This window comes from Luteimonas sp. A611, from assembly GCF_054072715.1.
On the sequence record NZ_JBSVRP010000002.1, the window covers coordinates 478981 to 504030 of the forward strand.

Genomic DNA, 25050 nt, shown 5'->3' on the forward strand with positions numbered 1-25050 from the left:
GATTATAGCCCGGCGGCCACCGGCGTCGGGCCGCACCGCGCCGACGCGTAGGACTACGCCGCACGGCCGGCGCGGCAGGCTTCGTATAATCGCCGGCTCCCCCATCCACGGACCGTCCATGGACGCCCCTGCCCCCGCCGCGCCCGGACTCGACCTGCCCGCCATCCAGGCGCTCGCCGCCGCCGACATGGCCGCGATCGACGCCCTGATCCGCCGCCGGCTGGCCTCGGACGTGGTCCTGATCAACCAGATCGCCGAACACATCGTGTCGGCCGGCGGCAAGCGCCTGCGGCCGATGCTGGTGGCCCTGGCCGGCCGCGCCACCGGGACGGTCGAGGCGCGCCACCACCAGCTGGCGGCGATCATCGAGTTCATCCACACCTCGACCCTGCTGCACGACGACGTGGTCGACGAATCGGACTTGCGCCGCGGGCGCCGCACCGCCAACGCGCTGTGGGGCAACGCGCCCAGTGTGCTGGTGGGCGATTTCCTGTACTCGCGCAGCTTCCAGCTGATGGTCGAACTCGACAGCATGGCGGTGATGCAGCTGCTGGCCGACACCACCAACCGCATCGCCGAAGGCGAGGTGCTGCAGTTGCTGCATGTGCACAACCCCGACACCGACGAGGCCGCCTACCTGGGCGTGATCGAGCGCAAGACCGCGGTGCTGTTCGCCGCCGGCACGCGCTTGGGCGCACTGGCCTCGGGCGCTGACGAGGCCACCCAGCAGGCGCTGTACGACTACGGCATGCAGCTCGGTTATGCCTTCCAGATCGCCGACGACGTGCTCGACTACAGCGGCGACGCCGCCGCGCTGGGCAAGAACCTGGGCGACGACCTGGCCGAGGGCAAGGCGACCCTGCCCCTGATCCATGCCATGACCCGGGCCGACGATGCCACCCGTGCGCGCCTGCGCACGGTGATCGAGCAGGGCGACACCGGCGCGATGCCGGAGGTGCTGGCCGCGATCGAAGCGGCCGGCAGCCTGGAATACAGCCGCAACCGGGCGCGCGACTATGCGGCGGCCGCGGAGGCCGCGCTGGCCCGCCTGCCGGAGAACGAGGCGATGGCCGCGCTGCGCGGGCTGGCGCGGTATGCGGTGGATCGGGGGTATTGAGCAGGCTCGTTGTTCCTGATCGCGGCTGAAGCCGCTCCTACAGCGGAAGCGAAGCATGGATCGATGCCCTGTGGGAGCGGCTTCAGCCGCGATCATCACCTCCGGGCCTTTGATCGACCCGTAACCCGCTCCGCCTCAATCCTGTCCGAACACTTCCTCGAAAAAGCCATCCATCATCCGATACGCACGCCGCGACGCGCGTGCGTCGTAGCGGCAGTTGCTGGCCGGATCGCTGCCGGCGGAGGGCTCGGCGAAGCAGTGCACCGCGCCGCTGAAATTGACGAACTGCCAGTCCGCGCCAGCCGCATCCATTTCCTGCTCGAAGGCCAGGATCTGCGCATCGTCGACCGCGGTGTCGTTGGCGCCGTTGAGCACCAACACCGGTGCGCTGATGCGCGCGACGGTCTTCGACTGTGCGCCCGGGGCCAGGCCACCGTGCAGGCTGACCACGCCGGCCACGTCGGTGCCACTGCGCGCCAGCTCCAGGACCGCCGAGCCGCCGAAACAGAAACCGAAGGCGCCGATCCGGCCCGCATCCAGCGGTGCCTTGCCCGCCTGCGCCTTGAGCGTGTCGACCGCGCCCTGCATGCGCGCGCGCAGCGGCCCGCGGTCCTCGCCGCGCAGGCTGCCGGCGAGCTTGCCGGCCTGGCTGCTGTCGGCGGGCCGGTTGTCCTTGCCGTAGACGTCGGCCACCAGCACCACGTAATCGTCGCCGGCAACGGCCTTCGCGCGCTCCAGCGCATCGTCGGTGACGCCCATCCAGTTGGGCACCATCACCAGGCCGGGACGCAGGTCGTCGTCTTCATCGTCGTAGACCAGCCAGCCGCTGAAGCTGTCCTCGCCCACTTTCCATTCCAGCGGCTCGGCCTTCATTGCGGCCGCAGCTGGGGCCGCGTACAGCGCGGCTGCAAGCAGTGCGGAGAGGGTGACGGAACGGTACATGGGCGGACTCCGTGCGGGAAGCCGGCAGCCTAGCGCAGTACGGCGTGGGTGGGCGTGTGGGGCGTCGGGGTCGGCCGACGCAGTGTTGGGCACGCGCCTTCAGGCGATGCCGATCCCCTGGATCGCCGTGATCGCGGCCGGATCGAATCCCGCCAGCGCGGCGAAGTGGCGCCCGCGCTCGGCGTAATCGCGGTAGGCGCCGAAGCTCGGCGCGCCGGGCGAGAGCAGGACCACGCCCTCGCCTTCCAGCGCGACCTTCGCTGCCGCCACGGCTGCGGCCAGGTCGTCGGCCGCATGCAGAGCGAAGCCCGCAGCCACGGCCGCATCCTCCAGCAGCGCATGGATGCGCGGCCCGTTCTGGCCCATGGTCACGATCACCGCCGGGGGCCGCTGCCGCATGGCGGCGGCGAATCCGCTCCAGTCCAGGCCGCGGTCGTGGCCGCCCACCAGGATCGCGACCCTGCGCCCGGCGAACACGTCCAGTGCCGCCAGGCTGGCGTGCGGCGTAGTGCTGATCGAATCGTTGACGAACTCGACCCCGTCGCGCGTGCCCAGGCTCTGCAGCCGGTGCGGCAGCGGCCGGAAGCTGGCGGCATGCGGCGCGAGCGCCTCCGCGTCCAGGCCCAGCGTCTCGATCGCGGCCAGCACGCCGCACAGGTTGCCGCGGTTGTGCCGGCCCGGCAGCGGCAGCGTGCGCGTATCGAGCACTTGTCGCTCGCCGCGCCACAGCGCGTCGCCGCGCAGGTGCCAGCCGGCTTCGTCGCCGAACCAATGCACCTGGCTTTCGGCCAGGCCGCCGCCAAGTGCCGCCAGGGTCGGATCGGCGGCATTGAGTACGGCAACGCGCGGATGCCCTTCGGTCACCAGCGCCAGCTTGTCCTCGACGTAGCGCGCCTGTCCGCCGTGCCAGTCCAGGTGCTCGGGGAAGATGTTGGTCACCAGCGCCACGTCCGGGCGCACGCCGCTCGCGGCCACGTCGCGGGTTTGGTAGCTGGAGAGTTCGACCACCCAGTACGCTGCGTCGCCATCGAGCAGCTCCAGCAGCGGCTGGCCGATGTTGCCGGTCAGCGCAGTGCGATGGCCGCCGGCGCGCAGCAGGTGCGCCAGCAGCGCCGAGGTCGTGCTCTTGCCCTTGGTGCCGGTCACGCAGACCGTGCGCGCATCCGGGCGCGCGGCGAACCACAGCGCGGTGCCGCCGATGAAGCGCGTGCCCTGCGTTGCGGCCGCGAGCACCTCGGGCCGGTACGCGCTGATGCCAGGCGACTTGATCACGATATCAAAGGCCGACAGCCGTTCGGCGCTCGCCTCGGTCTCGACCGCCAGCCCGGGATCGCCCAGCGCCCGCGCGTCTTCCGCTTCCGCGCTGGTGCAGAACAGGGTCAGCCAAGCAGGAAACCGTTGTTCCGATTCCCCATTGCCCGTTTCCCGTGCGGGCACTGCGCGCAGCGCCGCATATGCCGCCCGCCCCTCGCGACCCCAGCCCCACAGCGCAACGCGCTTGCCGGCAAGCGCGGCGATCTCAGGCGGCAAGGCGCGCACGCAGGCGCTCCCACAGCGGCGCGGGGATGCCGTGCTCGTCGTCGACGACCAGCAGGGCTTCGACGTCGACCTCGTCGTCGCCCAGCTGCGGCGCGATCTCGCGCGCGAACCTGGCCACGATCGCGTCCTCGCGCCACTCCGGGCGCGCCGCCAACGCAGCCATCGCGGCGCGCGATTCACGGCCTTCACCCACGCATTCGAACGGCTTGTGGTCGCGATACTCCAGCAGCGCGTCGTAACCGGCTACCTGCGCCAGATCGTCGAGCAGGTTCCGGCCAAAGATGCCAACCAGCCGCGGCTTGGGCATGAACGGCGCCAGCGCCAGGAACACGAAGTGGCACTTCGGGCACACGCCGCACCAGCGGTTGACCGGGCGCTCGCCGAGCAGGTGGAAATTGCGGTTGCAGCTTGAGAAGTGCGCGTCGTAGCGGTCGATTTTCGCGAACTGGCGCGCCACCGCCAGCTCGCTCAGCGGCCGCAGCAGCGAGTAGTAGCGCAGTTCCCCGGCCACGTGCGAGCGCAAGTGCGCGGCAAAGGCCTGTTCGAACGCCCAGCCCTTGGACCACTGGTGGTTCACCTCGCCGGTGATGCTTCCATCCGGCGCGAGGATCAGGCTGCCGTAGCTGGCCGAGCGCTCGTTGGAGAACACCACCTGGTCCACGCCCAGCACGATCGCGGCAAAGGCCAGGATCGCCGAGTTCACCGCGGTCACCGGGATGTGGCCGTTCCACGCGCCCTGGCGGTTGTAGTCGAACAGTTCCGGCGCCAGCTGGCGGCCGATGTTGAGCGTCGGCAGGCCGGTGCGCTCGGCGCAGGCGCGGATCAGCTGCGAGCCGCCGATCCAGGTGATGGTCTGCTCGACGCCGAGCACGCGCAGCGCCTCGATGCTGACCAGCGAATCCTTGCCGCCGCCGATGGCTACGAGGGCGTGGTGGCGCAGGTCGTCGATGAGGACACCATCCCCACCCAACCCTCCCCTTGAAGGGGAGGGCTTCTCCGCGGGGAAGCTGATCCTGTCGTGCAGGTCCAGACCGTTGCGATAGGCGAATTCGCCAAGGCCGTGGACGTAGACCTCCTGCAGCAGTTCGGCCGTGGCCGCATCGATGGCGTAGGACTCGATGCGGATCTCCGGCGGCACCGCCGCCTTGTAGTAGCTCACGCCGGCGACCAGGTGCAGCAGCTGCAGCGCGCGCTCCGCGGCTGCAGCGCGCGCGCCGTCGAGCTCGAACGGCGCGCCCGGCACGGTCACGGTCTCGACCAGCTCCGGCCCGTCGTCGAAGGCATAGACCAGCTGTGCGACGCCGCTGGCCGCATCGAAGCCGCAGCGCACGAAGCGGAAGGCGCGGATCGCGTCGCGCTGGAAAACCCACTGGCTCATTCGATGATGTCCTCGACCGGCAGGGCCCGCAGGTTGTAGGTGCTGGCCATGGTGTAACCGTAGGCGCCGGCGTCGGCCACCAGCATCACGTCGCCCGGCACGGTGGCCTCCGGCAGCTTCACGCGATGGCCAAAGATGTCGCTGGATTCGCAGATCGGCCCGACCACGTCGAAATCGCGCGCGTCCGCATCCTCGATCCGCGACAGGTTCACGATGTCGTGCCAAGCGTCATACAGCGCCGGCCGGATCAGCGCGTTCATGCCCGCGTCCATGCCGACGCGATGCACGCCATCCTTCTCCACCACCTGGCTGCAATGGGCGAGCAGCACGCCGGCCTCGGCGACCATGAAACGGCCTGGCTCGATCGCGAGCTGGAAACCCGGATGCACCGCCTTGACCTCGGCCAGGCCTGCGTCCCAGTCCTCCAGGTCGAAGGGCTCGTCATCGGCCGCATAGGGAATCGGCAGGCCACCACCGATGTCCAACACCTCCACCGTGCCGATTCGGCGGGCGAAGCCGGCCATCTCGTCGACCATCTGCCGCCAGTGCTCGCGCGTCTCCACGCCGCTGCCCAGGTGCGCATGCAGGCCGGTGATGCGCACGTCCAGCGCGCGCGCCAGTACGTCGAACTCCTCCACCCGGCCCGCCGCCAGGCCGAACTTCGAAGCCTTGCCGCCGGTGGTGACCTTCTCGTGGTGGCCGTCGCCATGGCCGAGGTCGATGCGCAGCCACAGGTCGCGCCCCCGGAACACCTCGGGCCAGCGCTGCAACAGCTCGCAGTTGTCGACCGTGACCGTGATGCCGCGCGCGAAGGCCTGCGCGTATTCGTCGATCGGCGCGAAGCTGGGCGTGAACAGCACACGCGCCGGATCGAAGCCGGGCACGCTGTCGAACACGTGCTCCACTTCGCCCAGCGACACGCACTCCAGGCCGAAGCCCTCGGCCGCGATCGCACGCAGGATCGCCGGGTGCGAATTGGCCTTGATCGCGTAGTAGCGCCGGTCGACTGCGTCCACCGCCAGCAGCTGGCGGGCGCGCTCGCGCACCGTCGGCAGGTGGTAGACATAGCGCGGCGTGCCGCTCCCGGCCAGCGCCAGCAACTGCTCGCGCGCGCCGCGCCACCACGGCACCGGCCGCGGCCGCGCGGTGCCGAGGATGTCCTTCCACCGCGGGCCGAACACCGCAGTCTCGTAGACCGGCATCGCGCCCGAATCGATCAGCTCTGCGTGCAGGATCGGCAGCAGGCCGTCGGCATCGACCTCGTCGATCACGAAGGTGAGGTTGAGGTCGTTTGACGACTGCGAGATCAGGTGCACGCGCTCGCGCCCGAACGTCGCCCAGACATCGGAGAGCTTGTGCAGCAGCGAGCGCATGCCAAGGCCCACCAGGGTGATCGCCGCGCAGGGCGCGATCACCTTGACCCGGCAGATCTGCGCCAGGTCTTCGGACAGGCGCGCCAGCACGTCAGTGCTGACCAGGTTTTCGCTGGAGTCGAGCGAGACGGTCACGTTGGTCTCGGCCGAGCCGATCAGGTCCACCGACAGGCCATGACGGCGGAAGCGCTCGAAGATGTCGGCGAGGAAGCCGACCGACTGCCACATGCCCACCGTTTCCATCGACACCAGCACGATGCCGTTGCGGCGGCTGATCGCCTTGACCCCCGGCACTGGGGCGGCATCGCCGTCGATGCGCGTGCCCGGCAGGTGCGGGCGTTCGGTGTCGAGGATCGCCATCGGCACGCCGCTCACCCGGCACGGGCCCAGCGAGCGCGGATGCAGCACCTTGGCGCCGGTGGTCGCGATTTCCTGCGCCTCGGCATAGTCCAGGCGCGTGAGCAGGCGCGCGTCGGGCACTTCGCGCGGATTGGCGGTGAACATGCCCGGCACGTCGGTCCAGATTTCCACGCAGCGCGCGCGCAGCAGGCCACCGAACAGCGCCGCCGACGTGTCCGAACCACCGCGGCCGAGCACGGCGGTGCCGCCGTCGCCATGGCGGGCGATGAAGCCCTGGGTGAGCAGCAGGCGCGACGGCTGCGCGGCGAAGCGCGTGCGCCAGTCGTCGTCCACCTCGCGTCGGCAGGACACCGACAGGCGCCGGCCCCAGTCGCTCTGGTTGGGCAGTTCGATCGCATCGAGCCAGCCGCGCGCATCGGTCCAGCCGAAATCCAGGCCCCGGGATCGCAGATAGGCTGCGCCCAGGGTCGAGGACAGCAGTTCGCCCTGCGCCAACACTTCGGCCTGCCAGCCGAGCGGACGCATACCGGCGCGCGCGTCCGACAGCAGTCCACGCAGCGCATCGAGGCGCTCACCCAGCACCGTGTCGGGATCGAGTTCGAGTTCCTGCACGAAGGCGCGGTGACGCGCGACCAGCGCATCGACGCGCGCGACGCTGTCCGCGGCGCCATCGGCAATCGCGGTCAGTTCGTTGGTTACACCCGAAAGCGCCGATACCACGACCAGCACGCGGCCGCCGCATTCCTCCGCGCGTTTGCGCGCCAACTCGCCGATGGTGTCCCAGCGATGGCGTTGCGACACCGAAGTGCCGCCGAACTTGAGCACGAACCAGGGCGTGCCGGTCGAAGGAGATGGCATGGGGACGAATGGATTCCGGTATAACGGGCGGCCCCATCCGCGCGCGCGGATGGCAAACGCGAATTCTACCCGGACCACAGGCCAGCTCCGCATGCCCGATCGCCGTTACCTGCAGCTCGACGTCTTTGCCGACCGCCCCGGCGCCGGCAATCCGCTCGGCGTGGTGCTCGACGCGAGCGGACTCGACGACGAGGGCATGCAGGCGATCGCACGCTGGACGCGGCTGCCCGAGACCACCTTCGTCTTCCCCGCGCCAACGCCTGAAGCCAGCTACGGCATCCGCATTTTCAGCCCGCGTCGCGAGGTGCCCTTCGCCGGGCATCCCAGCGTCGGCACCGCGCACGCGGTGCTGCAGGCCGGGCTGGCAACGCCGCGCGACGGCCTGCTGGTGCAGGCCGGGATCGCCGGCGAACTGCCGCTGCGCGTGCGGGGCGAGGGCGCGTCGCGCACGATCGCGGTGCGCACGCCGCGCGCGCGCATCGTCGAAGTCGCCGGCGCCGACCATCCGCAGCTGCGCGACGCCATGACCGGGCTGGCGACAGGTGCGCTGCCGCAGGCGCTGGTCGACGGCGGCCGCCGCTGGTGGCTGGCCGAACTCGCCAGCGAAGTCGCACTGCGCGGCGCAGCGCCGGACTGGGCCGCGATCGAACGCCTGGCGCATGCGACCGACAGCATGGGTCTGTGCGCGTTCGCACGCAGCGACAGCAGCGACAGCAGCGACTATGCGCTGGCGGTGCGCGCCTGGGTGGGACAGACGGCCTGCTTCGAGGACGCGGCCTCCGGTGCGGCCAATGCCACGCTGGCCGCATGGCTGGCGTCGCGCGACGCCCTGCCCGGATCCGACGGCAGCTACCGCATCAGCCAGGGCCGCGAGGTCGGCTTCGACGCGATCATCGAACTGCAGGTCGACGAGGCCGGCGATGTCTGGTCCGGCGGCCGCGTGCAGACCGTGATCGACGGGGTGATCCGCTGGTAGCCGCCGGCGCGCGCCGGCGAGGACGTCCCCCTTGTTTCCTTTTCCGGTGAGGCAGTAGAAGCAGGACCGTCAGCGACTTTCGCAAGCGGCCGCGCAACGCAACAGGGGCCCGAAGGCCCCTGCATCTTGCGCCGCAATGGCACCGCTTATTCCGCGCGCACGTCCACCCGCACCCGGATGCGATCGCCGGGGTGATAGCTGGTGCGGGTGGTGTACTCCCGCCCCGCATATTCGTAGATCACGTCGTAGCGATCGACGGCCTGGTCCTGGGCATCGCGCCCGTAGGTGTCGTATCCGCCCATGCCGTCGCCGCGGTATGGATCCGGTTCGCAGACGGTGACGTAGGCATCGCGTTCGCGGTTGGCGTCATAGATGCCGCGTCCGGCCATGCCGCCGACCATCGAGCCAACCGCCGTACCGACATAGCGTCCGCTGCCGTTGCCGACCTTGCTGCCGAGCACCGCGCCGGCGATGCCGCCGATCACGGTCGCGACCATGCGCCCGTTGTCGTCGCGCCGTGTCTGGCCGTAGCGGTCGCCGTATCCGTCGCTGGCGTAGCGCCCGTCGTCGTAATAATCGTCACCGCGATAGGGATCGCTCGACACGTAGCCGTCGCGGCGCGTCTGGCAGTGGCGCTGCGCCTGTACCGGCCGGCTGCGGCCGTCGAACACCGGGTCCACCCGCAGTACGCGTGCCCAGTCGTATTCGCCTTGCGCGTAGCGATCCTGCTGCACGGGAAGGTCGGAGCCACGCAGCTGATCGGCTTCATGCCGGTCGCTGCCGGAGCGGTCGCTGTAGTCGCCATACGGCGCCGGGCCGTAGCGATCATCGTGGACTTGTGCGGACGCAGTGCCGCCTGACAGCACCAGCGCGACGGCAAGCGCAATGGCCATGGGCTTCATCGTGGAGCTCCCCGCGCCGGAACTGGAGGCGCTTGGACACGCTAGGCGCGCACCGCTAACGCAGGGCTGAATCGAAAGCGCTTGCCACACGACCACGGCAGGTCATTTACCGCGCCGACAGCCAGGTCAGTGCCTGCGCGGCACAGTCGGCGGCGCCGCGCCCGAGCAGCGGACCGACGTGGCTCACCGCCTGCGCGCGCAGCAGCGACGCATCCCAGTCACCGGCGAACGCCGCGGTCAGCGCCGGAGGCACGTCGTCGTCGACCATCGAAACGATGCACAGCAGGGGACAGGCCGGCCGCGCCACCGTAATACCGGCGTACGCCTCGCGCATCGCCCGCCCGCTTTCATCGCGCCAGTGCCGGAACGCGAACAGCGCGGTGGCTTCGTCGGCATCGGGCAGCGCGCGCCGGGTGCCGGTCAGGCGCGCATCGCGCTGCCAGGGCACGACGTCGGGCCAGTCGCGATGCGGCAATTGGGCGTGCCAGGGCGCGGGCGGCAGCGGATTGACCAGCACCGCGGCATCGGCCGCATCAGCGCACACCGCGGCCAGCAGGCCGCCGAGGCTGGCGCCGACCACCGCGCGCGGACGCGGCAGCGCTTCCAGGCCCATGCGGACCTGGGCGGCGTAGTCATCAAACCGGGTTTCGGACAGGCCGCGCGGCGAAGCCTGCAGGTCGGGCGCATTCACCTGCAGGCGCGCGGCTTCGAACACGCCCTGCCACATGACCCACTCCCAGCCGCCACCGCCGCCGCCGTGGACCATCAGAACCGAACGTAGCGGTTCACCCAAGCAATTCGGCCTCCAGCGTGATCGGCACTGCGCTCAGCGCGCGTGAGACCGGGCAGTTCTGCTTGGCGTCCTCGGCGATTTCGCGGAACTTCGCCTCGTCCAGCCCAGGCACCTTTGCCTTCATCTTCAGCCGGATCGCGCTCAGCGACGGGCCGCCTTCCATCGACAGATCGACCTCGGCGCTGCCGTCGAGCGACTGCGGCGGATGCCCGGCCTCGGTGAGCTTGGCCGACAGCGCCATGGTGAAGCAGCCGGCATGCGCGGCCGCGATCAGCTCCTCGGGATTGGTGCCCTTCTCGTCGCCGAAGCGGCTGTTGAACCCGTAGCGCGTGCCGTCGAGCAGGCCACTGGCGGGCGTGCTCAGGCTGCCCTTGCCGGTCTTGAAGTCGCCTTCCCAGTGGGCGCTTGCCTTGCGGGAGATACCCATCGTCTTGCTCCTTGTTCGGGGGAAAGCAGGCAGCGTACGCAGCGGCGCGTTACCTCCGCGTAAGGTCGTGGCGTTGGAAGGAGATTTCTCCCTTCGGTCGAAATGACAAGTGGATTTCAGCCGGAATCACGCTGGTGCTGCAGCGTGACTCCCACCTGCCGTTCTCGACTCCCGCCTGTCATTTCGACTCCCGCCTGTCATTTCGACTCTCGCCTGTCATTTCGACCGAAGGGAGAAATCCCGCCCGGGCCGGCTTGCTGCGTCGCAACGCGCCCCGCGCTTGGCGACGCGCTAAGGTGTGCTCCCGCCATGACCGCCCTCGAGCGAACGCTCGAACGGCAGCGTTCCTCCCGCGGACAGCCATGACGGCGCCATGCGGACCGCCCGCAGGGTTCCGGAGATGTGCGCCGGTTCCTCCGCGTTGCCGGTCCGCGCGCCCCGCGCCGGCCACCGGCGCGTCGTCACGACAGGGAGGAAACGGCACCATGCCCCACTCGACACAGCAGATCCGCAACGTGGCCCTCGCAGGCCACCCCGGCGCCGGCAAGACCACCCTGTTCGAAGCCCTGCTGCATGCCGGCGGCGCAATCCAGACGGCAGGCAGCATCGAACGCGGCAGCACCGTGTCCGACTTCGACCCGATCGAGAAGCAACGCGGCCACTCCGTGGACGCCGCCATCGCCAGCATCGACCACCACACCGGCAGCGGCGAGTCCTTCCACCTCAATCTGATCGATCTGCCCGGCTATCCGGATTTCCGCGGCCCGGCGCTGTCGGCGCTTGCGGTCGTGGAGACCGCGCTGCTGGTGGTCGATGCCGCCGGCGGCGTGGAGTACGGCACGCGGCGGATGATGGCGCGCGCCGGGGAGCGCGGCCTGTGCCGCGCCATCGTGGTCAACCGCATCGATGCCGAAGGTGCCGATCCCGGGCGCGTGCTCGAGCGGCTGCGCGAAGCCTTCGGCCCGCAAGTGCTGCCGGTCAATCTTCCCGCCGGCGGCGGCACGCGGGTGGTCGACTGCTTCGGCCAGGTGGACGGCGACAGCGACCTGGGCCAGGTCGCGGACTGGCACCGCCGGATCCTCGACCAGGTGGTCGAGATCAACGAAACGGTGATGGACCACTACCTCGACCTCGGCGAGGCGGGCCTGTCCGGCGACGAACTGCATGGCGCCTTCGAGCAGTGCCTGCGCGAAGGCCACCTGGTGCCGGTGTGCTTCTGCTCGGCGCGCAGTGGCGTCGGGATCGGTGAGCTGCTGGACGTGGTCGGCCACCTGTTCCCGCATCCGGGCGAAGCCAATCCGCCGCCATTCTTGAAGGGCGGCGGCGCCGGTGCACGGCCGATCACGACCACGCCCGATCCCGACGCGCACGTTGTCGCCGACGTGTTCCGCATCGTGCACGACCCCTTCGTCGGCAAGCTCGGCGTGTTCCGCGTCTACCAGGGCACGGTGCGCAGGGACGCGCAGCTGTTCGTCGACGACGGGCGCAAACCGTTCAAGGTCGCCCATCTTTTCAGGCTGCACGGGCGCGAGCACGTGGAGATCGACCACGCGGTCCCGGGCGACATCGCCGCGGTCGCCAAGGTCGAGGACCTGCATGTGGACGCGGTGCTGCACGACAGCCACGACGAGGACCACATCCACCTCGCGCCGGTCGCGTTCCCCAAGCCGATGTTCGGCCTGGCGGTCGTGGCCGGCAGCCGCGGCCAGGAACAGAAGCTGGCGACCGCGCTGCAGCGGCTCGCCGAGGAGGATCCCTGCTTCCAGGTCGAGCACGAGGAGGAAACCAACGAGACGGTGATCCGCGGCCTGTCCGACCTGCACCTGCGCATCAACCTGGAGCGGCTGAAGGAGCGTTTCGGCGTGGACGTGGACACGCGCGCGCCGCGCATCGCCTATCGCGAAACGATCGCCAGCGCTGCCGAAGGGCACCACCGCCACAAGAAGCAGACCGGCGGCGCCGGCCAGTTCGGCGAGGTCTCGCTGCGGGTCGAGCCGCTGCCGCGCGGTGCCGGGTTCGAGTTCGTCGACGCGGTCAAGGGTGGCGTGATCCCCGGGCAGTTCCTGCCGGCCGTGGAGAAGGGCGTGCGCCAGGTGCTGCACTCTGGCGCGATCTCGGGCCATCCCATGCAGGACCTGCGCGTGATCGTGCACGACGGCAAGCATCATCCGGTCGACAGCAAGGAGGTCGCGTTTGTGGCCGCCGGCAGAAAGGCCTTCCTCGATGCGATCGGCAAGGCCAGGCCGCAGGTGCTCGAGCCGATCGTCGACCTGGCGGTGCACGCGCCGGAAAGCGCCATGGGCGACATCAGCGGCAGCCTCGCCGGCAAGCGCGCGCGCATCAACGGCACCGACGCCACCGGCAACGGCGAGATCGCGGTCAGCGCGCAGGTGCCGCTGTCGGAGCTGGAGGGCTATGCCGCGGAGCTCAAGTCGATCACCGCCGGCCGCGGACGCTATACCCTGGAACAGAGTCATTACGAAGCGGTGCCGGCGCAGGTGCAGCAGGCGCTAGTGGCGGCGTATTCGCCGCGCCACGACGACGACTGAGCGCGCCGGGATGTCGCCGCACATCGCCGCCGCGCTCGCCGACGCGATCCTTGCCCTGCACGCGGGCGTGGTGGGGTTCGTGGTGCTGGGCACGCTGGCGATCCTGGCGGGTGGCCCGCTCGGCTGGCGCTGGGTGCGCAGCTTCGCGCTGCGCGGCACGCACCTGGCGCTGATGCTGGTGATCGCACTGCAAGCCTGGTTCGGTCAGTTGTGCCCGCTCACCAGTTGGGAACAGGCGCTGCGAATCCGTGCCGGACAGGACACTTACGGCGGATCCTTCATCCAGCACTGGCTGTCGCGACTGATCTTCTTCGAGGCCCCCTGGTGGCTGTTCGTGCTGGCCTATTCCGTCTTCGCCGCGATCGTCCTGGCCTGCTGGTGGCGCTGGCCACCGCTGCGCCGGCCCGCGCGCGAGGCCCGCGACCGCTGACGCGACAGCACGATCGCCGCAGTTTTTTCGTGGTTTCCTATTGGCGGGGCGTTGCGGATGCCCTACATTGCGCCTGCCGGCACGTTCGGCCAGAACAGAACGCAGACCACACAGACACAGACGAGGGAACACAGACCCATGGCAAAGAAGAAGGCTCCGACCAAGAAGGCGGCAGCTCCCAAGAAGGCTGCCAAGCCGGCCGCCAAGGCGACCGCACCCAAGGCGATCAAGGAAGCCCTGACCAAGTCGGGCCTGATCGCGCACATCGCTGAAGCCACCAGCCTCGCCGCGAAAGACGTCCGCGCCGTGCTCGGTTCGCTCGAAGGCGCGATCCACGGCTCGCTCAACAAGAAGGGCACCGGCAGCTTCACCCTGCCGGGCGTGGCCAAGTTCAGCGCGGTCAGCGTGCCTGCCAAGCCCAAGCGCAAGGGCATCAACCCGTTCACCAAGGAAGAGCAGTGGTTCGCCGCCAAGCCCGCCTCGGTGAAGGTCAAGGTGCGTCCGCTGAAGAAGCTCAAGGACGCCGCGGGCTGATCCCGGCACCTTCGAAGCAGGACACGGAAACGGGACGGCGATTGCCGTCCCGTTTCCATTTGTGCGGGTAGCATGCGTCCATCCCCCAACGGACGCCCGACCATGAGCCTCAACGGATTCCTCGACCAGCTGCTCAAGTCGGCGGCACCGACCACGCTCTCCGGCAAGGACGGCCGCGGCGGACTGGGCGGCATGCTCGGCTCCGATTTCGGCAAGGGCGCGATGAGCGGTGGCGCGCTGGGGCTGCTGCTGGGCCGCAACAAGGCCACGCGCAAGCTCGCGACCTATGGCGGCCTGGCGGCGCTGGGCGTGATGGCCTATCGCGCCTATGGCGACTACCGCGCGCAGCAGGGCGCGCCGGTGCAGCCGGAAACCGTCGACCGCCTGCCGCCGCCGCAGGCCAGCGTCCACGGCGAGGCGATCCTGCGGGCCCTGGTCGCAGCCGCCAAGGCCGACGGCCATATCGACGCGCGCGAGCGCGAGGTGATCGAAGGCGAATTCGCGCGCATTGCGCCGGGCGCGGAAGTGCAGCGCTGGCTCAAGGCCGAACTCGACAAGCCGCTGGATCCGGCCGAGGTGGCGCGTGCCGCGTCCACGCCCGAGATCGCATCGGAGATGTACCTCGCCAGCCTCGTCGCGGCCGACGCACAGAACTTCATGGAGCGCGCCTACCTGGACGAGCTTGCGCGCCAGCTTGGGCTCGAGGACGCACTGAAGCAGCGGCTGGAGCAGGAATACCGCAGCGCGGCCCTCTGACGCGGCGCGCCTCACCGGCATCTGCATCCGTCACCGGGTAGCATCCCCGCATCGCCAACGGGACATCGCACGATGGACAAGCGGTTCTGGATCTGCGGCACCGTGGTCTCGTTCACTGCGCTGCTGCTGTCGTTCCTGATCCACGGCGTGCTGCTGGCGCCGGACTATGCAGCGCTTGCGCACGAGTACCGCGATGCCCGCGACGGCGCGCGCCAGTTGCCTTGGGTACTGCTGGCGCACGCCCTGCTCGGCTTCGCGATGACCTGGATCTTCAGCCAGGGGTTCGTGCAGGAGCGGCACACATTGCGGCAGGGCTTGCGTTTCGGCCTTGCGATGGCGCTGGCGGCAGCGGTACCGGGCTGCCTGCTGGCTTACGCCGCGCAGCCGCTGCCAGCAGGCTTCATCGCGCGGCAGGCCGCCCTGGGCACCACCAGCATGCTGTTGCTCGGCGTGCTGCTGGCCTGGCTGCAGCCGCGACGCCACGCACTGCGGGATCCGAGCTGACGCGGTGCATGCGGGCGTCGCTGGCACACTTCCCCTCCCGTTCGCACGTGATCCTGCCGATGCCACGCCGCCTTCGCCATATCGTCCCTGTTGCCGCACGATGGCTCTGTCTGGCAACGCTGATGGCGCTTGCCGGCTGCGGTGAGCCCGAGCCGACGCAGGGCGGCCAGGTCGCGCCCGACGCACCGCTGCCTGGACCACAGCAGGCCGGGGGCTCGGTCACCGACATGCCTGCTGCGCCTGGACCCGGCGGAGTGCCGCTGGCCGGATCGCCGCCGCCCCCGCCACCACCGGAGCCACTTCCAGGCAACGGCAGCTTCGGCCTGCCTCCGCTGGAACAGAACCCCGAGGCGGGTCTGGTCGCGCCCGGCGCCGTGGGTGTCGCCGCAGCACCGGCGCCAGCCACGTCCGGCCTGGAAGATCCACGCGACGTGCTGCGCGGCTACTACGCCGCGATCAACGCGCGCGACTTCCCGGCCGCGCATGCCGCGTGGTCGGATGGCCAGGGCGCGGAGCAGACGCCGGCACAGTTCGCAGCCACGTTCGCCGGCACCACCTCGATTGAACTCACCGTCGGCGAACCGCGTCCGGCCGAAGGCGCGGCGGGTTCGGTCTACGTGGAAGTGCCGGTCACGGTCACCAGCAGCCGCGCCGACGGCAGCGTCCAGCACCAGGCGGGGCGCTATACCCTGCGCCGCTCGCAGGTCGACGGCGCCACCGCGGCCCAGCGCGCTTGGCGCATCGCCGCGGTGGACCTGCGCGACGCCGCGCGCTGAAGGCGCGTGGGCAGACCATTGCGATCTGGCGGCACGGTCATATCGCACGACCCCGATGTCGTCTCGCTATCGATGTCGTCTGGATATCGATGTCATCTCTATGGAATCGATGTCATTTCGAACGAGGTGAGAAATCTCCTGCCCGGTGAAGCAGATCTCTCACTGCGTTCGAGATGACGGATCGGGGTTCGATGACGGATCGGCGCATCACCGCACCGCGGCAACGGATCGCATGCAGCGGTCGATGACCTGCAGACGTCGCGCTAGATCTCGAAACGGTAGCTGAGCTTCACCAGCAGTTGCTCGTCGTCGCGCAGGTCGAAGCTGTCCACCAGCGCATTGTCCACGCCATCGGCGATCGCGCTTCGGTCGAAGCCGCCGCGGCCGTAGACCACATACAGGTGCGACAGCGGCGCCAGTTCATAGCGGTAGCGGATCTGGAAGGCGAGGTTGCGCACGCTGAAATCCTCGACCGGGTCCGCTGCGGCGATCGCATGCCCGGTCGGGTCGAAGCGCCAGGCCTGGCGCAAGCGCGCATCGATGCCGATCGCCTGCAGCTTCACCCGCAGCTCCTGGCGTTCGCTGATGTTCCAGTCCAGGCCTGCCAGCAGCTTGGCTTCCTTGCCTTCGAACGCCCCCACCAGGTTGCCGCTGTCGGCGCCCTGCCAGATCAGCCAGTCCGGCCGCTGGATCAGGGCTGCTCCGGCGTTGAGGCTGAAGGCATCCGTGACGAAATAGGTCGCGCCGTACCACAGCGCGCCACCGAGCTTGCGGTTGCCTTCCAGACCGCCGCCGAACAGCTCGACCTCGACGTCGTGGGCCCAGCGTCCCTTGCGCGGCCGCTCGAACTCGTAATAGGCGTTGAAGTTGGCCGGCAGGCGCACGTTCCCGCGCCCGCGCAGCAGCGTGTCGCTGACCCCGCGACTGTTGATGTTGACCTGTGCAAATGCGCTGCTGCCGTCGCGCAACTGGGCCTGGCGGCTGATCCGCAGCTGGTCGTTGAGGCGGTCGCCGTGGTTGTTGTGATTGCCGCTCACGCGCGCGCGCCAGTCGACCGAGGCGGCGCGCGATTCGTCGGGCAGGTCGGTGAAGCGGCGCGAGACCTGCCAGTGCAGGTAGTTGACGCTGTTGCGCGCCAGATAGCCGGCGTCGTTGATCTCCAACTCGTCGCCGAAGTGCATCGCGATCCACTGCTGGCGCCAGCCGTGGTCCATCTCGTAGTCGGCCCACAGCGTGGCGCCGAGATCACTGCTGCGGGTGCCGTCGTCATCGATGCGGCTGCCCAGCACGCGGCTGCGCAGGTTCCAGCGCGGCGTCGGCCGCCAGTTGTGGTCCACGCCCAGCACGGTGGCTTCGCGATCGAGGAACGGCCGCTCCACGCGGGTCAGCATCACGCCGAGGTTCTGGTCCTGGAAGTCCTGCACCAGGCGCAGCGCATGGAAGCTGCGTCCGGCCTCGCCCGCCTCGTCGGCCGAAAACACACCGTACTTCACGTCGCCGACGCTGCCGTTGAGCTTGACCGCGGCGGCGATGTCGCTGGCGCCGCCGCCGTCATCGGCCGGCCCGCCGATCCGCCGGGTGTAAAGCAGCTGGCTGGAATCCGAGGGCGTGGTGTATTCGAAGATGCCCTGGTTCTCGGTGAAGAACGGGCGCTTGTCGCTGACGAAGGTCTCCGTGGCGCTGAAGTTCACCACCAGGTCGTCGCTTTCCACCTGACCGAAATCGGGGTTGACCGTGGCCGAGAGCTGGAAGCGGCCGCTCGGCTTCCAGAACAGGTCGGCACCGGCGTTGCCCTCGCCGCCGCCGCGGACGTTGTCGTACAGACCGGAGACATAGGGCGTGACCGCCAGCAGCGACTGATCGTAGCCGGGCACCACCAGCGGCGCGAAGTCGGACAGGTAGCGCGAGCGCTCGAAGCTTGCCGTCGGCCAGGCCACGCGCTCACCGGTGGAGCCGATCACGCGCGCCAGGTAGAGCTTGAGCGTGCGCTCGCCATCCTCGATCGGCTGCATCGACGCGGTGTGCCAAGGCACCAGGATCTCGGCGCTCCAGCCGGCCTCGTCCTCGCTGACCGCCTGCTGCCAGAGCCCGTCCCAGTCGGAACTGAACTGGTTCTCGTTGGTGATGATCTCGTCGGCCATGCCGCCGGTGGAGCTGACAGTGAAGGCGTATCCGGTGCGCCCGCCACCATCGAAGTCGATGAACACGTTGACCCGGTCCACCTGCTCCTGGAAATCGCGTCGCACCTTCTGCCGGGTGCGTGGCACTTCCGGCGGCTGCGCATTGCGGAAGGCGACCGCCAGACCTTCGGGGGTGGCCAGCACCCAGGCTTCGGTGCGCAGCGAACCGGGTTCGCCGGTCAGCGGTTGGACCTTGCGGAAATCGGCGATGTGGCGGGCGCCGGCCCATTCGTCGGCACCGATGTGGCCATCGATCTCCACGGCGGCGGCCGGCGCAGCCAGCGCCGACAGCAGCACGAATCCCAGCCAGATCAGATCCCTGCGCCCCACGCGATGCCCCTCCAGCACTGTCCGGGGCGCAGATTAGGGGCGCGCGCCCATCGCAGCGCGTCCCATCGGTCATGGCAACCTTCTGTCCGCTCCGGGCATCGCCCGCGCGGCGCGAGCCTCAGCGCTTGGGACGCTTTGGCTGGAGCATGGTCCCGGTGCACTTCTTCGAGCCGCACTTGCAGGCCCAGAGCTTCTTGGCCTTGGCGGTATGCGGCTCGTCCAGGACGATGCCGTAGTTGTAGGTCAGCTCATCGCCCGGCTTGATGTTGCGCAGCGCGTTGATGAAGACCTTGTCCTTGTCCTTGCGGCTCTTGGCATCTTCCTCGACCTCGGACTCGCAGTTGGGATCGCAGCTGTGGTTCATCCAGCGTGCGACGTTGGCACCGACGTTCGCATCGATGACGTATTCGTCATTGAGCGTGAACAGGAAGGTGTGCCCGTTCTCGTCGTCCTCGCCGTAGTCCTCGTCCACCTCCGCGTGGGTGCGCAGCACGCCCTTGTAGCGGATCACCCGCTCGCCCTTCTTGATCAGTTCGCTGGCGAATATGCCGTTGCCGTGGATCGGCGACATGCGGGCTTCGATCTTCTTCTTGTTCTTGGACATCGCGGATAGCGTTTGCGGCGGGAGGCGGCATTGTGGCATGACCGGCGCGGACTGCCGGGCGCCGCCCGTACCGCCCAGCATCCGACGAGGCAAGCTTCGCGCCTGACGGATGCGGGCGGCAGTCGCGGGTGTGGGACGGCGTGTTGCGCCCCATACCGCGGCGGCGGCGCCGCGCATGAATGCCCGCGCGCCGTGGGTTTGAGGCGAGACGCCTTAAAGCGTACAATTTTGGTCCGCTTTCAAGGAATGCCCCCGCCATGCTCCGCGTCACCAAGCTCACCGACTACGCCACCGTCGTGCTGACCGTGCTTGCCGCGCGGCCGGACGCCGTGCTGAGCGCGAGCGAGCTGGCCGAACGCGCCGGGCTTGAAGTCCCCACCGTGAGCAAGCTGCTCAAGCCGCTGGCGCAGGCCGGGCTGGTGGAAGGCTTCCGCGGCGCCCACGGCGGCTATCGCCTGGCGCGGCCGGCGGCCGAGATCAGCCTGGTGGAGATCGTCGAGGCGATGGAAGGCCCGCTGGCGATGACCGAGTGCAGCCTCGACCACGGCGACTGCGGCATCTCGCAGCAGTGCGGCGTGCGCGGCAACTGGCGCCGCATCAACGACGTGGTCTCCGCCGCGCTGCGCGCCGTGAGCCTGGCGCAGATGCTCGGCGACGTTCCGCCTCCGCAACCCCAATCCGGCCGGCGCATCGACGCGCGACTGGCCAACGCATGAACCCCACAGGCAGCCAGATGGCCACCCAACTCGCAGAAGCACCCGTCGCCAACAGGGAAGTCCACGAACAGCTCGGCCGTCGCTACGATGCCGGCTTCATCACCGACATCGAGTCCGACTCGCTGCCGGTCGGCCTGGACGAGGATGTCGTCCGCGCCGTGTCGGCCAAGAAGGGCGAGCCGGAATGGATGACGCAGTGGCGCCTGGCCGCGTACCGGCACTGGCTGACCATGACCGCGCCGCACTGGGCCAAGCTCAGGATCGCGCCGATCGATTTCCAGGCGATCAGCTACTACTCCGCGCCCAAGGGCCCGAAGTACAAATCCTTCGACGAAGTGCCGCAGGAACTGCTCGACACCTACGACAAGCTTGGCGTGCCGCTGCACGAGCGCGCCCGGCTGGCCGGCGTGGCGGTGGACGCGGTGTTCGATTCGGTCTCGGTCGGCACCACCTTCCGCAAGGAGCTGGCCGAGAAAGGCATCATCTTCTGCTCGATGTCCGAAGCGATCCAGGACCACCCCGACCTGGTGCGCAAGTACCTGGGCACGGTGGTGCCGGTGGGCGACAACTACTTCGCGGCGCTGAATTCGGCGGTGTTCTCGGACGGCTCGTTCGTGTTCATCCCCAAGGGCGTGCGCTGCCCGATGGAACTGTCCACCTACTTCCGCATCAACGCCGGCCACACTGGCCAGTTCGAGCGCACCCTGATCATCGCCGAGGAGGGCTCGCACGTGTCCTACCTCGAAGGCTGCACCGCGCCGATGCGCGACGAGAACCAGCTGCACGCGGCGGTGGTCGAGCTGGTCACGCTGGACGATGCCGAGGTCAAGTACTCGACCGTGCAGAACTGGTACCCCGGCGACGAGAACGGCGTGGGCGGCATCTACAACTTCGTCACCAAGCGCGCCGAATGTCGCGGCGCGCGCAGCAAGGTGGTCTGGGCGCAGGTCGAAACCGGCTCGGCGATCACCTGGAAGTACCCGTCCTGCGTGCTGCTGGGCGACGACTCGTCCGGCGAGTTCCACTCGGTCGCGCTCACCCACCACTGCCAGCAGGCCGACACCGGCACCAAGATGATCCACGTCGGCAAACGCACCAAGAGCAAGATCGTCAGCAAGGGCATCAGCGCCGGCCGCGGGCAGAACACCTACCGCGGCCTGGTCAAGATCGCCGCTGGCGCGGAGGGCGCGCGCAACCACACCCAGTGCGACAGCCTGCTGATCGGCAAGAAGTGCGGCGCGCACACCTTCCCCTACATCGAGGTGAAGAACCCGAGCGCCACGGTCGAGCACGAGGCCACCACCTCCAAGATCAGCGACGACCAGATGTTCTACTGCCGCGCCCGCGGCATCTCCGAGGAAGACGCGGTGAGCCTGATCGTCGACGGCTTCTGCAAGCAGGTCTTCCGCGAGCTGCCGATGGAGTTCGCGGTGGAAGCCAAGAAGCTGCTGGACGTGAGCCTGGAAGGCTCGGTCGGCTAAGCCAGAAACCTCCCTTCCCCCGCATGCGGGGGAAGGTGCCCGAAGGGTGGATGGGGGACGGTCCGACGCGACGCACCCCCACCCCGGCCCTCCCCCGCAAGCGGGTGAGGGAGCGAAGACAACTACGGAACCCACCATGCTCAAGATCGACAATCTCCACGCCGCCATCGGCGGACGCGACATCCTCAAAGGCCTCTCGCTGCACGTGAAGCCGGGCGAGGTGCACGCCATCATGGGCCCCAACGGCGCCGGTAAATCCACGCTTGGCAACATCCTCGCCGGTCGCGAGGGCTACGAGATCAGCGCGGGCACGGTCGAGTTCGATGGCCGGCCGCTGCTGGAACTGGCGCCGGAAGAGCGCGCTGCCGCCGGCGTGTTCCTGGCCTTCCAGTACCCGGTCGAGATCCCCGGCGTGAACAACACCTACTTCCTGCGCAGCGCGCTCAACGCGCAGCGCAAGGCGCGCGGCGAGGAGGAGCTGGACTCGATGCAGTTCCTCAAGCTGGTGCGCGAGAAGCTGTCGGTGCTGCACCTGGACGACAAGCTGCTGCATCGCGGCGTCAACGAGGGCTTCTCGGGCGGCGAGAAGAAGCGCAACGAGATTTTCCAGCTTGCCGTGCTGGAACCGCGCCTGGCGATCCTGGACGAGACCGATTCGGGCCTGGACATCGATGCGCTGCGCCACGTCGCCGAAGGCGTCAACACGCTGCGCTCGCCTGATCGCGCCTTCGTGGTGATCACCCATTACCAGCGCCTGCTCGACCACATCAGGCCCGACGTGGTGCACGTGCTGGCCGATGGCCGCATCGTCGAATCCGGTGGGCCGGAGCTGGCGCAGCAGCTGGAGGAACACGGCTACGAATGGATCGCCGGCCGCCAGGCACCGGGGGCCGCCGCGTGACCAGCCCGCTGCTCGAATCGCTGGCCTCGGGATTTTCCGGCGACGCCTCACGCCGCGCCCTGCTCGATGCAGCACTGCGAGATGGGCTGCCGGGCGCACGCAGCGAGCGCTGGAAGTACACCCCGCTGCGCGCGCTGGAGCGGCGCAGCTTCAGCCAGACCGGGGGCGCGCCCGCGATCGATCCGGGTCTGCTTGCCGACGTTCCGGCGCCACGGCTGGTGTTCGTCAACGGCCACTTCGACGCGGCGCTGTCGCAGCTCGATCAACTGCCCGACGGCGTCCAGCTCGCTGCAGGCGAACCCGGCGAACCGGTAACCCCCGCCGAAACCACCGGTGATGCGCCCATGGCACCGGGCGATTCGGTATTCGCGCGGCTCAACGCGGCGCTGGCGCAGACCGGCGTGCGTCTGCGCGTGGACCCGGGCGCGCAGGCGGAACGCCCCGTCCACCTGGTCTTCGTCGGCGCGGCCGGCGAGGCGGACGCACTGGCCTGGCACCTGCACCACCGTATCGAGGTGGGTCCCGGCGCCGCACTGCGCGTCGTCGAGCACCACCTCGCTGCTGGCGAGCATCGCCATCTCGACACCGGCACCGTCGAGATTTCGGTCGCGCAGGGCGCGCTGCTCGAGCACGCGCGGGTACAGCGCGCGGCCGACGGCGCGACCTCGTTCGCCCGCACCGATGTCGTCCTGCAGGCCGACGCGCGCTATCACCGCGTCGACCTGGAACTCGGCGGCGCGCTGTCGCGCCATGAGCTCAACGTGCGCCTGGAGGGCGAGCGCGCCGCGCTGGCTGCACATGGCGTGCTGCTGGCGAACGGTCGCCGCCACCTGGACACGCGGCTGGGGATCGAGCACGTCGCACGCGATACCAGCTGCGAGTTGCTGTGGCGCGGCATCGGCGCCGGCCGCGGCCGCGCGGTGTTCCATGGCGGCATCACCATCCACAAGGGCGCCGACGGTACCGATGCGCGCCTGTCGAACAAGAACCTGCTGCTGTCGTCCACCGCAGAGATCGACACCCAGCCGGTGCTGGTGATCCACGCCGACGAGGTCCAGGCCGCACACGGCGCGACCGTTGGCCAGATCGACGCGAACGCGCTGTTCTACCTGCGCGCGCGGGGCCTGCCGCAGGACGAGGCGCGGCAGCTGCTGACCGCTGCATTCTGCCGCGAGCCGCTGGTGGCGGTGCAGGACCCTGCCGTGCGCGACGCCCTGCTGGCGCGTCTGGATGCGACGCTGGAGGGGCTGTCGGCGTGAGTACGACGGGCCTGACGCGCCCCCATCCCGGCCTTCCCCCGCAAGCGGGGGAAGGAGGAGGACCCGATTGGCTGAAGGTACGCGCCGATTTCCCGCTGCTGCAGCGGCAGGTCCACGGCAAGCCGCTGGTCTACCTGGACAGCGCCAACACCGGACAGAAGCCGGCCGTGGTGATCGAGGCGATGGACGCGTTCTACCGCCACCACAACGCCAACGTGAGCCGCGCGGTGCATACGCTCGGCACCGAGGCCACCGAAGCCTTCGAAGCCGCGCGCACCACGCTGGCGCGCTTCATCAACGCACGCAGCGACGAGCTGGTGCTGTGCAGCGGCACCACCTTCGCCATCAACCTGGTCGCGTATTCGTGGGCGCTGCCGCGGCTGCGCGCCGGCGACGTGATCCTGGTCTCGCGCATGGAGCACCACGCCAACATCGTGCCCTGGCAGCTGGTCGCCGAGCGCACCGGCGCCACGGTGCGGGTCGCGGAGATCACGCCCGATGGCACGCTCGACCTCGACGCGTTGCGTCGGGCGATGACGCCGGAAGTGAAGCTGCTGGCGATCAGCCACGTGTCCAACGTGCTGGGCACAGTCAACCCGGTGCGCGAGATCTGTCGCGAGGCACGTCGGCGCGGCATCGTCACCATGGTCGACGGCTCGCAGGCCGTGCCGCACCGGGCGGTGGACGTGGCCGCGATCGGCTGCGACTTCTATGCGTTCACAGGCCACAAGATGTGCGGCCCGACCGGCACCGGCGTGCTCTGGGGCCGGCGCGAGCACCTGCAGGCGATGCCGCCGTTCCTGGGCGGCGGCGAGATGATCCGCGAGGTCAGCTTCGACGGCACCGTGTTCAACGATCCGCCGCACCGCTTCGAGGCCGGCACGCCCAACATCGCCGGCTTTGTCGGCCTGCGCGCGGCGGTGGACTACCTGCAGGGCATCGGCATGGATGCGATCGAGGCGCGCGAGGCCGAGCTGCTCGCGCACCTGACCGAAGCACTCGACGCCGCCGGTGGCGTGCGCATCATCGGTCGCGCGCCGGAGAAGGCGGCGGTGGTGTCGTTCCTGGTCGAAGGCGCGCATGCGCACGACCTGGCAACCCTGCTCGATCTCGAGGGCGTGGCCGTGCGCTCCGGCCAGCACTGCGCGCATCCGCTGCTGCAGTTCTATGGCGTCGCGGCGACCTGCCGCGCCTCGCTGGCGTTCTACAACACGCATGAAGAGATCGACGCGTTCGTGATGGCGCTGCAGAAGGTGCGCCGGCTGCTGGGGTGAGTGGCCTGTCCCCAGTCCTGTCATCTCGAACGCAGTGAGAGATCTGGTCCTCGGCGAGCCGCCCGTCTCAGGTGGCGGGATCTCTCACTGC

Annotated in this window: 22 protein-coding genes; 13 read left to right on the top strand and 9 right to left on the bottom strand. The window is 69.4% G+C overall.

The window, feature by feature from the left end:
- Nucleotides 1-118: 118 nt before the first annotated feature.
- Entirely contained in the window at nt 119-1117 is a 999-nt protein-coding gene (locus ACW5EG_RS12470) for a polyprenyl synthetase family protein (protein WP_457021657.1), read from the top strand.
- 135 nt (nt 1118-1252) lie between these two features.
- Here the strand turns inward: ACW5EG_RS12470 and ACW5EG_RS12475 are convergent, their stop codons facing one another.
- The 4 genes from ACW5EG_RS12475 to ACW5EG_RS12490 form a co-directional block, all read right to left on the bottom strand.
- Complete coding sequence (locus ACW5EG_RS12475; protein WP_457021659.1) at nt 1253-2059, bottom strand: dienelactone hydrolase family protein; 807 nt, start codon at nt 2057-2059, stop codon at nt 1253-1255.
- A gap of 99 nt (nt 2060-2158) precedes the next feature.
- Nucleotides 2159-3589, bottom strand: a complete 1431-nt coding sequence (murD, locus tag ACW5EG_RS12480; protein WP_457021816.1) for a UDP-N-acetylmuramoyl-L-alanine--D-glutamate ligase — start codon at nt 3587-3589, stop codon at nt 2159-2161.
- Nucleotides 3579-4976 carry a UDP-N-acetyl-alpha-D-muramoyl-L-alanyl-L-glutamate epimerase gene (gene murL, locus ACW5EG_RS12485; RefSeq protein ID WP_457021661.1) on the bottom strand — a complete coding sequence of 466 codons (1398 nt, stop codon included), beginning with the start codon at nt 4974-4976 and terminating at the stop codon, nt 3579-3581. The genes murD and murL overlap by 11 nt, the downstream gene beginning before the upstream one ends.
- Nucleotides 4973-7567, bottom strand: a complete 2595-nt coding sequence (locus ACW5EG_RS12490; protein WP_457021663.1) for a bifunctional aspartate kinase/diaminopimelate decarboxylase — start codon at nt 7565-7567, stop codon at nt 4973-4975. Before ACW5EG_RS12490 ends, murL begins: the two co-directional genes overlap by 4 nt.
- A gap of 91 nt (nt 7568-7658) precedes the next feature.
- On the opposite strand from ACW5EG_RS12490, the gene ACW5EG_RS12495 reads away from it, so the two are divergent.
- Nucleotides 7659-8543: a PhzF family phenazine biosynthesis protein gene (locus ACW5EG_RS12495; protein WP_457018661.1), complete on the top strand. Its 885-nt coding sequence runs from the start codon at nt 7659-7661 to the stop codon at nt 8541-8543.
- A 146-nt stretch (nt 8544-8689) separates the two neighbouring features.
- Here the strand turns inward: ACW5EG_RS12495 and ACW5EG_RS12500 are convergent, their stop codons facing one another.
- The 3 genes from ACW5EG_RS12500 to ACW5EG_RS12510 all read right to left on the bottom strand — a co-directional run bounded on the left by ACW5EG_RS12500 (nt 8690) and on the right by ACW5EG_RS12510 (nt 10665).
- Nucleotides 8690-9445 (bottom strand): glycine zipper 2TM domain-containing protein, encoded by a 756-nt coding sequence (locus ACW5EG_RS12500; protein ID WP_457018660.1) that lies wholly within the window; start codon nt 9443-9445, stop codon nt 8690-8692.
- A gap of 106 nt (nt 9446-9551) precedes the next feature.
- The gene (locus ACW5EG_RS12505) at nt 9552-10238 is read right to left on the bottom strand and encodes an alpha/beta fold hydrolase (protein ID WP_457018659.1); all 687 of its coding nucleotides are present in this window, start codon (nt 10236-10238) and stop codon (nt 9552-9554) included.
- Nucleotides 10231-10665, bottom strand: a complete 435-nt coding sequence (locus ACW5EG_RS12510) for an OsmC family protein (RefSeq protein WP_457018658.1) — start codon at nt 10663-10665, stop codon at nt 10231-10233. Before ACW5EG_RS12510 ends, ACW5EG_RS12505 begins: the two co-directional genes overlap by 8 nt.
- Nucleotides 10666-11150: 485 nt before the next feature.
- On the opposite strand from ACW5EG_RS12510, the gene fusA reads away from it, so the two are divergent.
- From fusA to ACW5EG_RS12540, 6 genes are all read left to right on the top strand, one after another.
- On the top strand, nt 11151-13214 hold the full coding sequence (gene fusA / locus ACW5EG_RS12515) for an elongation factor G (RefSeq protein ID WP_457018657.1): 2064 nt from the start codon (nt 11151-11153) through the stop codon (nt 13212-13214).
- Nucleotides 13215-13224: 10 nt separating this feature from the next.
- Nucleotides 13225-13644 carry a DUF2784 domain-containing protein gene (locus tag ACW5EG_RS12520; protein WP_457021665.1) on the top strand — a complete coding sequence of 140 codons (420 nt, stop codon included), beginning with the start codon at nt 13225-13227 and terminating at the stop codon, nt 13642-13644.
- Nucleotides 13645-13782: 138 nt separating this feature from the next.
- Complete coding sequence (locus tag ACW5EG_RS12525) at nt 13783-14178, top strand: HU family DNA-binding protein (RefSeq protein WP_457021667.1); 396 nt, start codon at nt 13783-13785, stop codon at nt 14176-14178.
- Nucleotides 14179-14280: 102 nt separating this feature from the next.
- Nucleotides 14281-14934: a tellurite resistance TerB family protein gene (locus ACW5EG_RS12530; RefSeq protein ID WP_457021669.1), complete on the top strand. Its 654-nt coding sequence runs from the start codon at nt 14281-14283 to the stop codon at nt 14932-14934.
- 72 nt (nt 14935-15006) lie between these two features.
- A complete protein-coding gene (locus ACW5EG_RS12535) occupies nt 15007-15438 on the top strand; it encodes a hypothetical protein (RefSeq protein WP_457018653.1) in 432 nt (143 codons plus the stop codon).
- Between the two features lie 122 nt (nt 15439-15560).
- Nucleotides 15561-16214 carry a YybH family protein gene (locus ACW5EG_RS12540; RefSeq protein ID WP_457018652.1) on the top strand — a complete coding sequence of 218 codons (654 nt, stop codon included), beginning with the start codon at nt 15561-15563 and terminating at the stop codon, nt 16212-16214.
- A gap of 263 nt (nt 16215-16477) precedes the next feature.
- Here ACW5EG_RS12540 and ACW5EG_RS12545 read toward each other — a convergent pair whose 3' ends face one another.
- Entirely contained in the window at nt 16478-18724 is a 2247-nt protein-coding gene (locus ACW5EG_RS12545) for a DUF5916 domain-containing protein (RefSeq protein WP_457021671.1), read from the bottom strand.
- Nucleotides 18725-18842: 118 nt separating this feature from the next.
- Nucleotides 18843-19328 (bottom strand): SET domain-containing protein, encoded by a 486-nt coding sequence (locus tag ACW5EG_RS12550; RefSeq protein WP_457021673.1) that lies wholly within the window; start codon nt 19326-19328, stop codon nt 18843-18845.
- Nucleotides 19329-19585: 257 nt separating this feature from the next.
- On the opposite strand from ACW5EG_RS12550, the gene ACW5EG_RS12555 reads away from it, so the two are divergent.
- From ACW5EG_RS12555 to ACW5EG_RS12575, 5 genes are all read left to right on the top strand, one after another.
- Nucleotides 19586-20044, top strand: a complete 459-nt coding sequence (locus ACW5EG_RS12555) for an SUF system Fe-S cluster assembly regulator (protein ID WP_457018649.1) — start codon at nt 19586-19588, stop codon at nt 20042-20044.
- A 17-nt stretch (nt 20045-20061) separates the two neighbouring features.
- Nucleotides 20062-21525 (top strand): Fe-S cluster assembly protein SufB, encoded by a 1464-nt coding sequence (gene sufB, locus ACW5EG_RS12560; protein ID WP_457021818.1) that lies wholly within the window; start codon nt 20062-20064, stop codon nt 21523-21525.
- A gap of 136 nt (nt 21526-21661) precedes the next feature.
- Nucleotides 21662-22426, top strand: a complete 765-nt coding sequence (gene sufC / locus ACW5EG_RS12565; protein ID WP_457018648.1) for a Fe-S cluster assembly ATPase SufC — start codon at nt 21662-21664, stop codon at nt 22424-22426.
- Nucleotides 22423-23685, top strand: a complete 1263-nt coding sequence (sufD, locus tag ACW5EG_RS12570; RefSeq protein WP_457021675.1) for a Fe-S cluster assembly protein SufD — start codon at nt 22423-22425, stop codon at nt 23683-23685. The genes sufC and sufD overlap by 4 nt, the downstream gene beginning before the upstream one ends.
- 11 nt (nt 23686-23696) lie before the next feature.
- Nucleotides 23697-24959, top strand: coding sequence for a cysteine desulfurase (locus ACW5EG_RS12575; RefSeq protein WP_457021820.1), 1263 nt, complete (start codon nt 23697-23699; stop codon nt 24957-24959).
- Nucleotides 24960-25050: the final 91 nt, after the last annotated feature.

Coding starts and splice junctions, on each gene's coding strand:
- ACW5EG_RS12470 (WP_457021657.1), top strand. CDS start 119: ATGGACGCCCCTGCCCCCGCCGCGCCCGGACTCGACCTGCCCGCCATC.
- ACW5EG_RS12475 (WP_457021659.1), bottom strand. CDS start 2,059: ATGTACCGTTCCGTCACCCTCTCCGCACTGCTTGCAGCCGCGCTGTAC.
- murL (WP_457021661.1), bottom strand. CDS start 4,976: ATGAGCCAGTGGGTTTTCCAGCGCGACGCGATCCGCGCCTTCCGCTTC.
- ACW5EG_RS12490 (WP_457021663.1), bottom strand. CDS start 7,567: ATGCCATCTCCTTCGACCGGCACGCCCTGGTTCGTGCTCAAGTTCGGC.
- ACW5EG_RS12495 (WP_457018661.1), top strand. CDS start 7,659: ATGCCCGATCGCCGTTACCTGCAGCTCGACGTCTTTGCCGACCGCCCC.
- ACW5EG_RS12500 (WP_457018660.1), bottom strand. CDS start 9,445: ATGAAGCCCATGGCCATTGCGCTTGCCGTCGCGCTGGTGCTGTCAGGC.
- ACW5EG_RS12510 (WP_457018658.1), bottom strand. CDS start 10,665: ATGGGTATCTCCCGCAAGGCAAGCGCCCACTGGGAAGGCGACTTCAAG.
- fusA (WP_457018657.1), top strand. CDS start 11,151: ATGCCCCACTCGACACAGCAGATCCGCAACGTGGCCCTCGCAGGCCAC.
- ACW5EG_RS12520 (WP_457021665.1), top strand. CDS start 13,225: ATGTCGCCGCACATCGCCGCCGCGCTCGCCGACGCGATCCTTGCCCTG.
- ACW5EG_RS12525 (WP_457021667.1), top strand. CDS start 13,783: ATGGCAAAGAAGAAGGCTCCGACCAAGAAGGCGGCAGCTCCCAAGAAG.
- ACW5EG_RS12530 (WP_457021669.1), top strand. CDS start 14,281: ATGAGCCTCAACGGATTCCTCGACCAGCTGCTCAAGTCGGCGGCACCG.
- ACW5EG_RS12535 (WP_457018653.1), top strand. CDS start 15,007: ATGGACAAGCGGTTCTGGATCTGCGGCACCGTGGTCTCGTTCACTGCG.
- ACW5EG_RS12540 (WP_457018652.1), top strand. CDS start 15,561: ATGGCGCTTGCCGGCTGCGGTGAGCCCGAGCCGACGCAGGGCGGCCAG.
- ACW5EG_RS12550 (WP_457021673.1), bottom strand. CDS start 19,328: ATGTCCAAGAACAAGAAGAAGATCGAAGCCCGCATGTCGCCGATCCAC.
- ACW5EG_RS12555 (WP_457018649.1), top strand. CDS start 19,586: ATGCTCCGCGTCACCAAGCTCACCGACTACGCCACCGTCGTGCTGACC.
- sufB (WP_457021818.1), top strand. CDS start 20,062: ATGGCCACCCAACTCGCAGAAGCACCCGTCGCCAACAGGGAAGTCCAC.
- sufC (WP_457018648.1), top strand. CDS start 21,662: ATGCTCAAGATCGACAATCTCCACGCCGCCATCGGCGGACGCGACATC.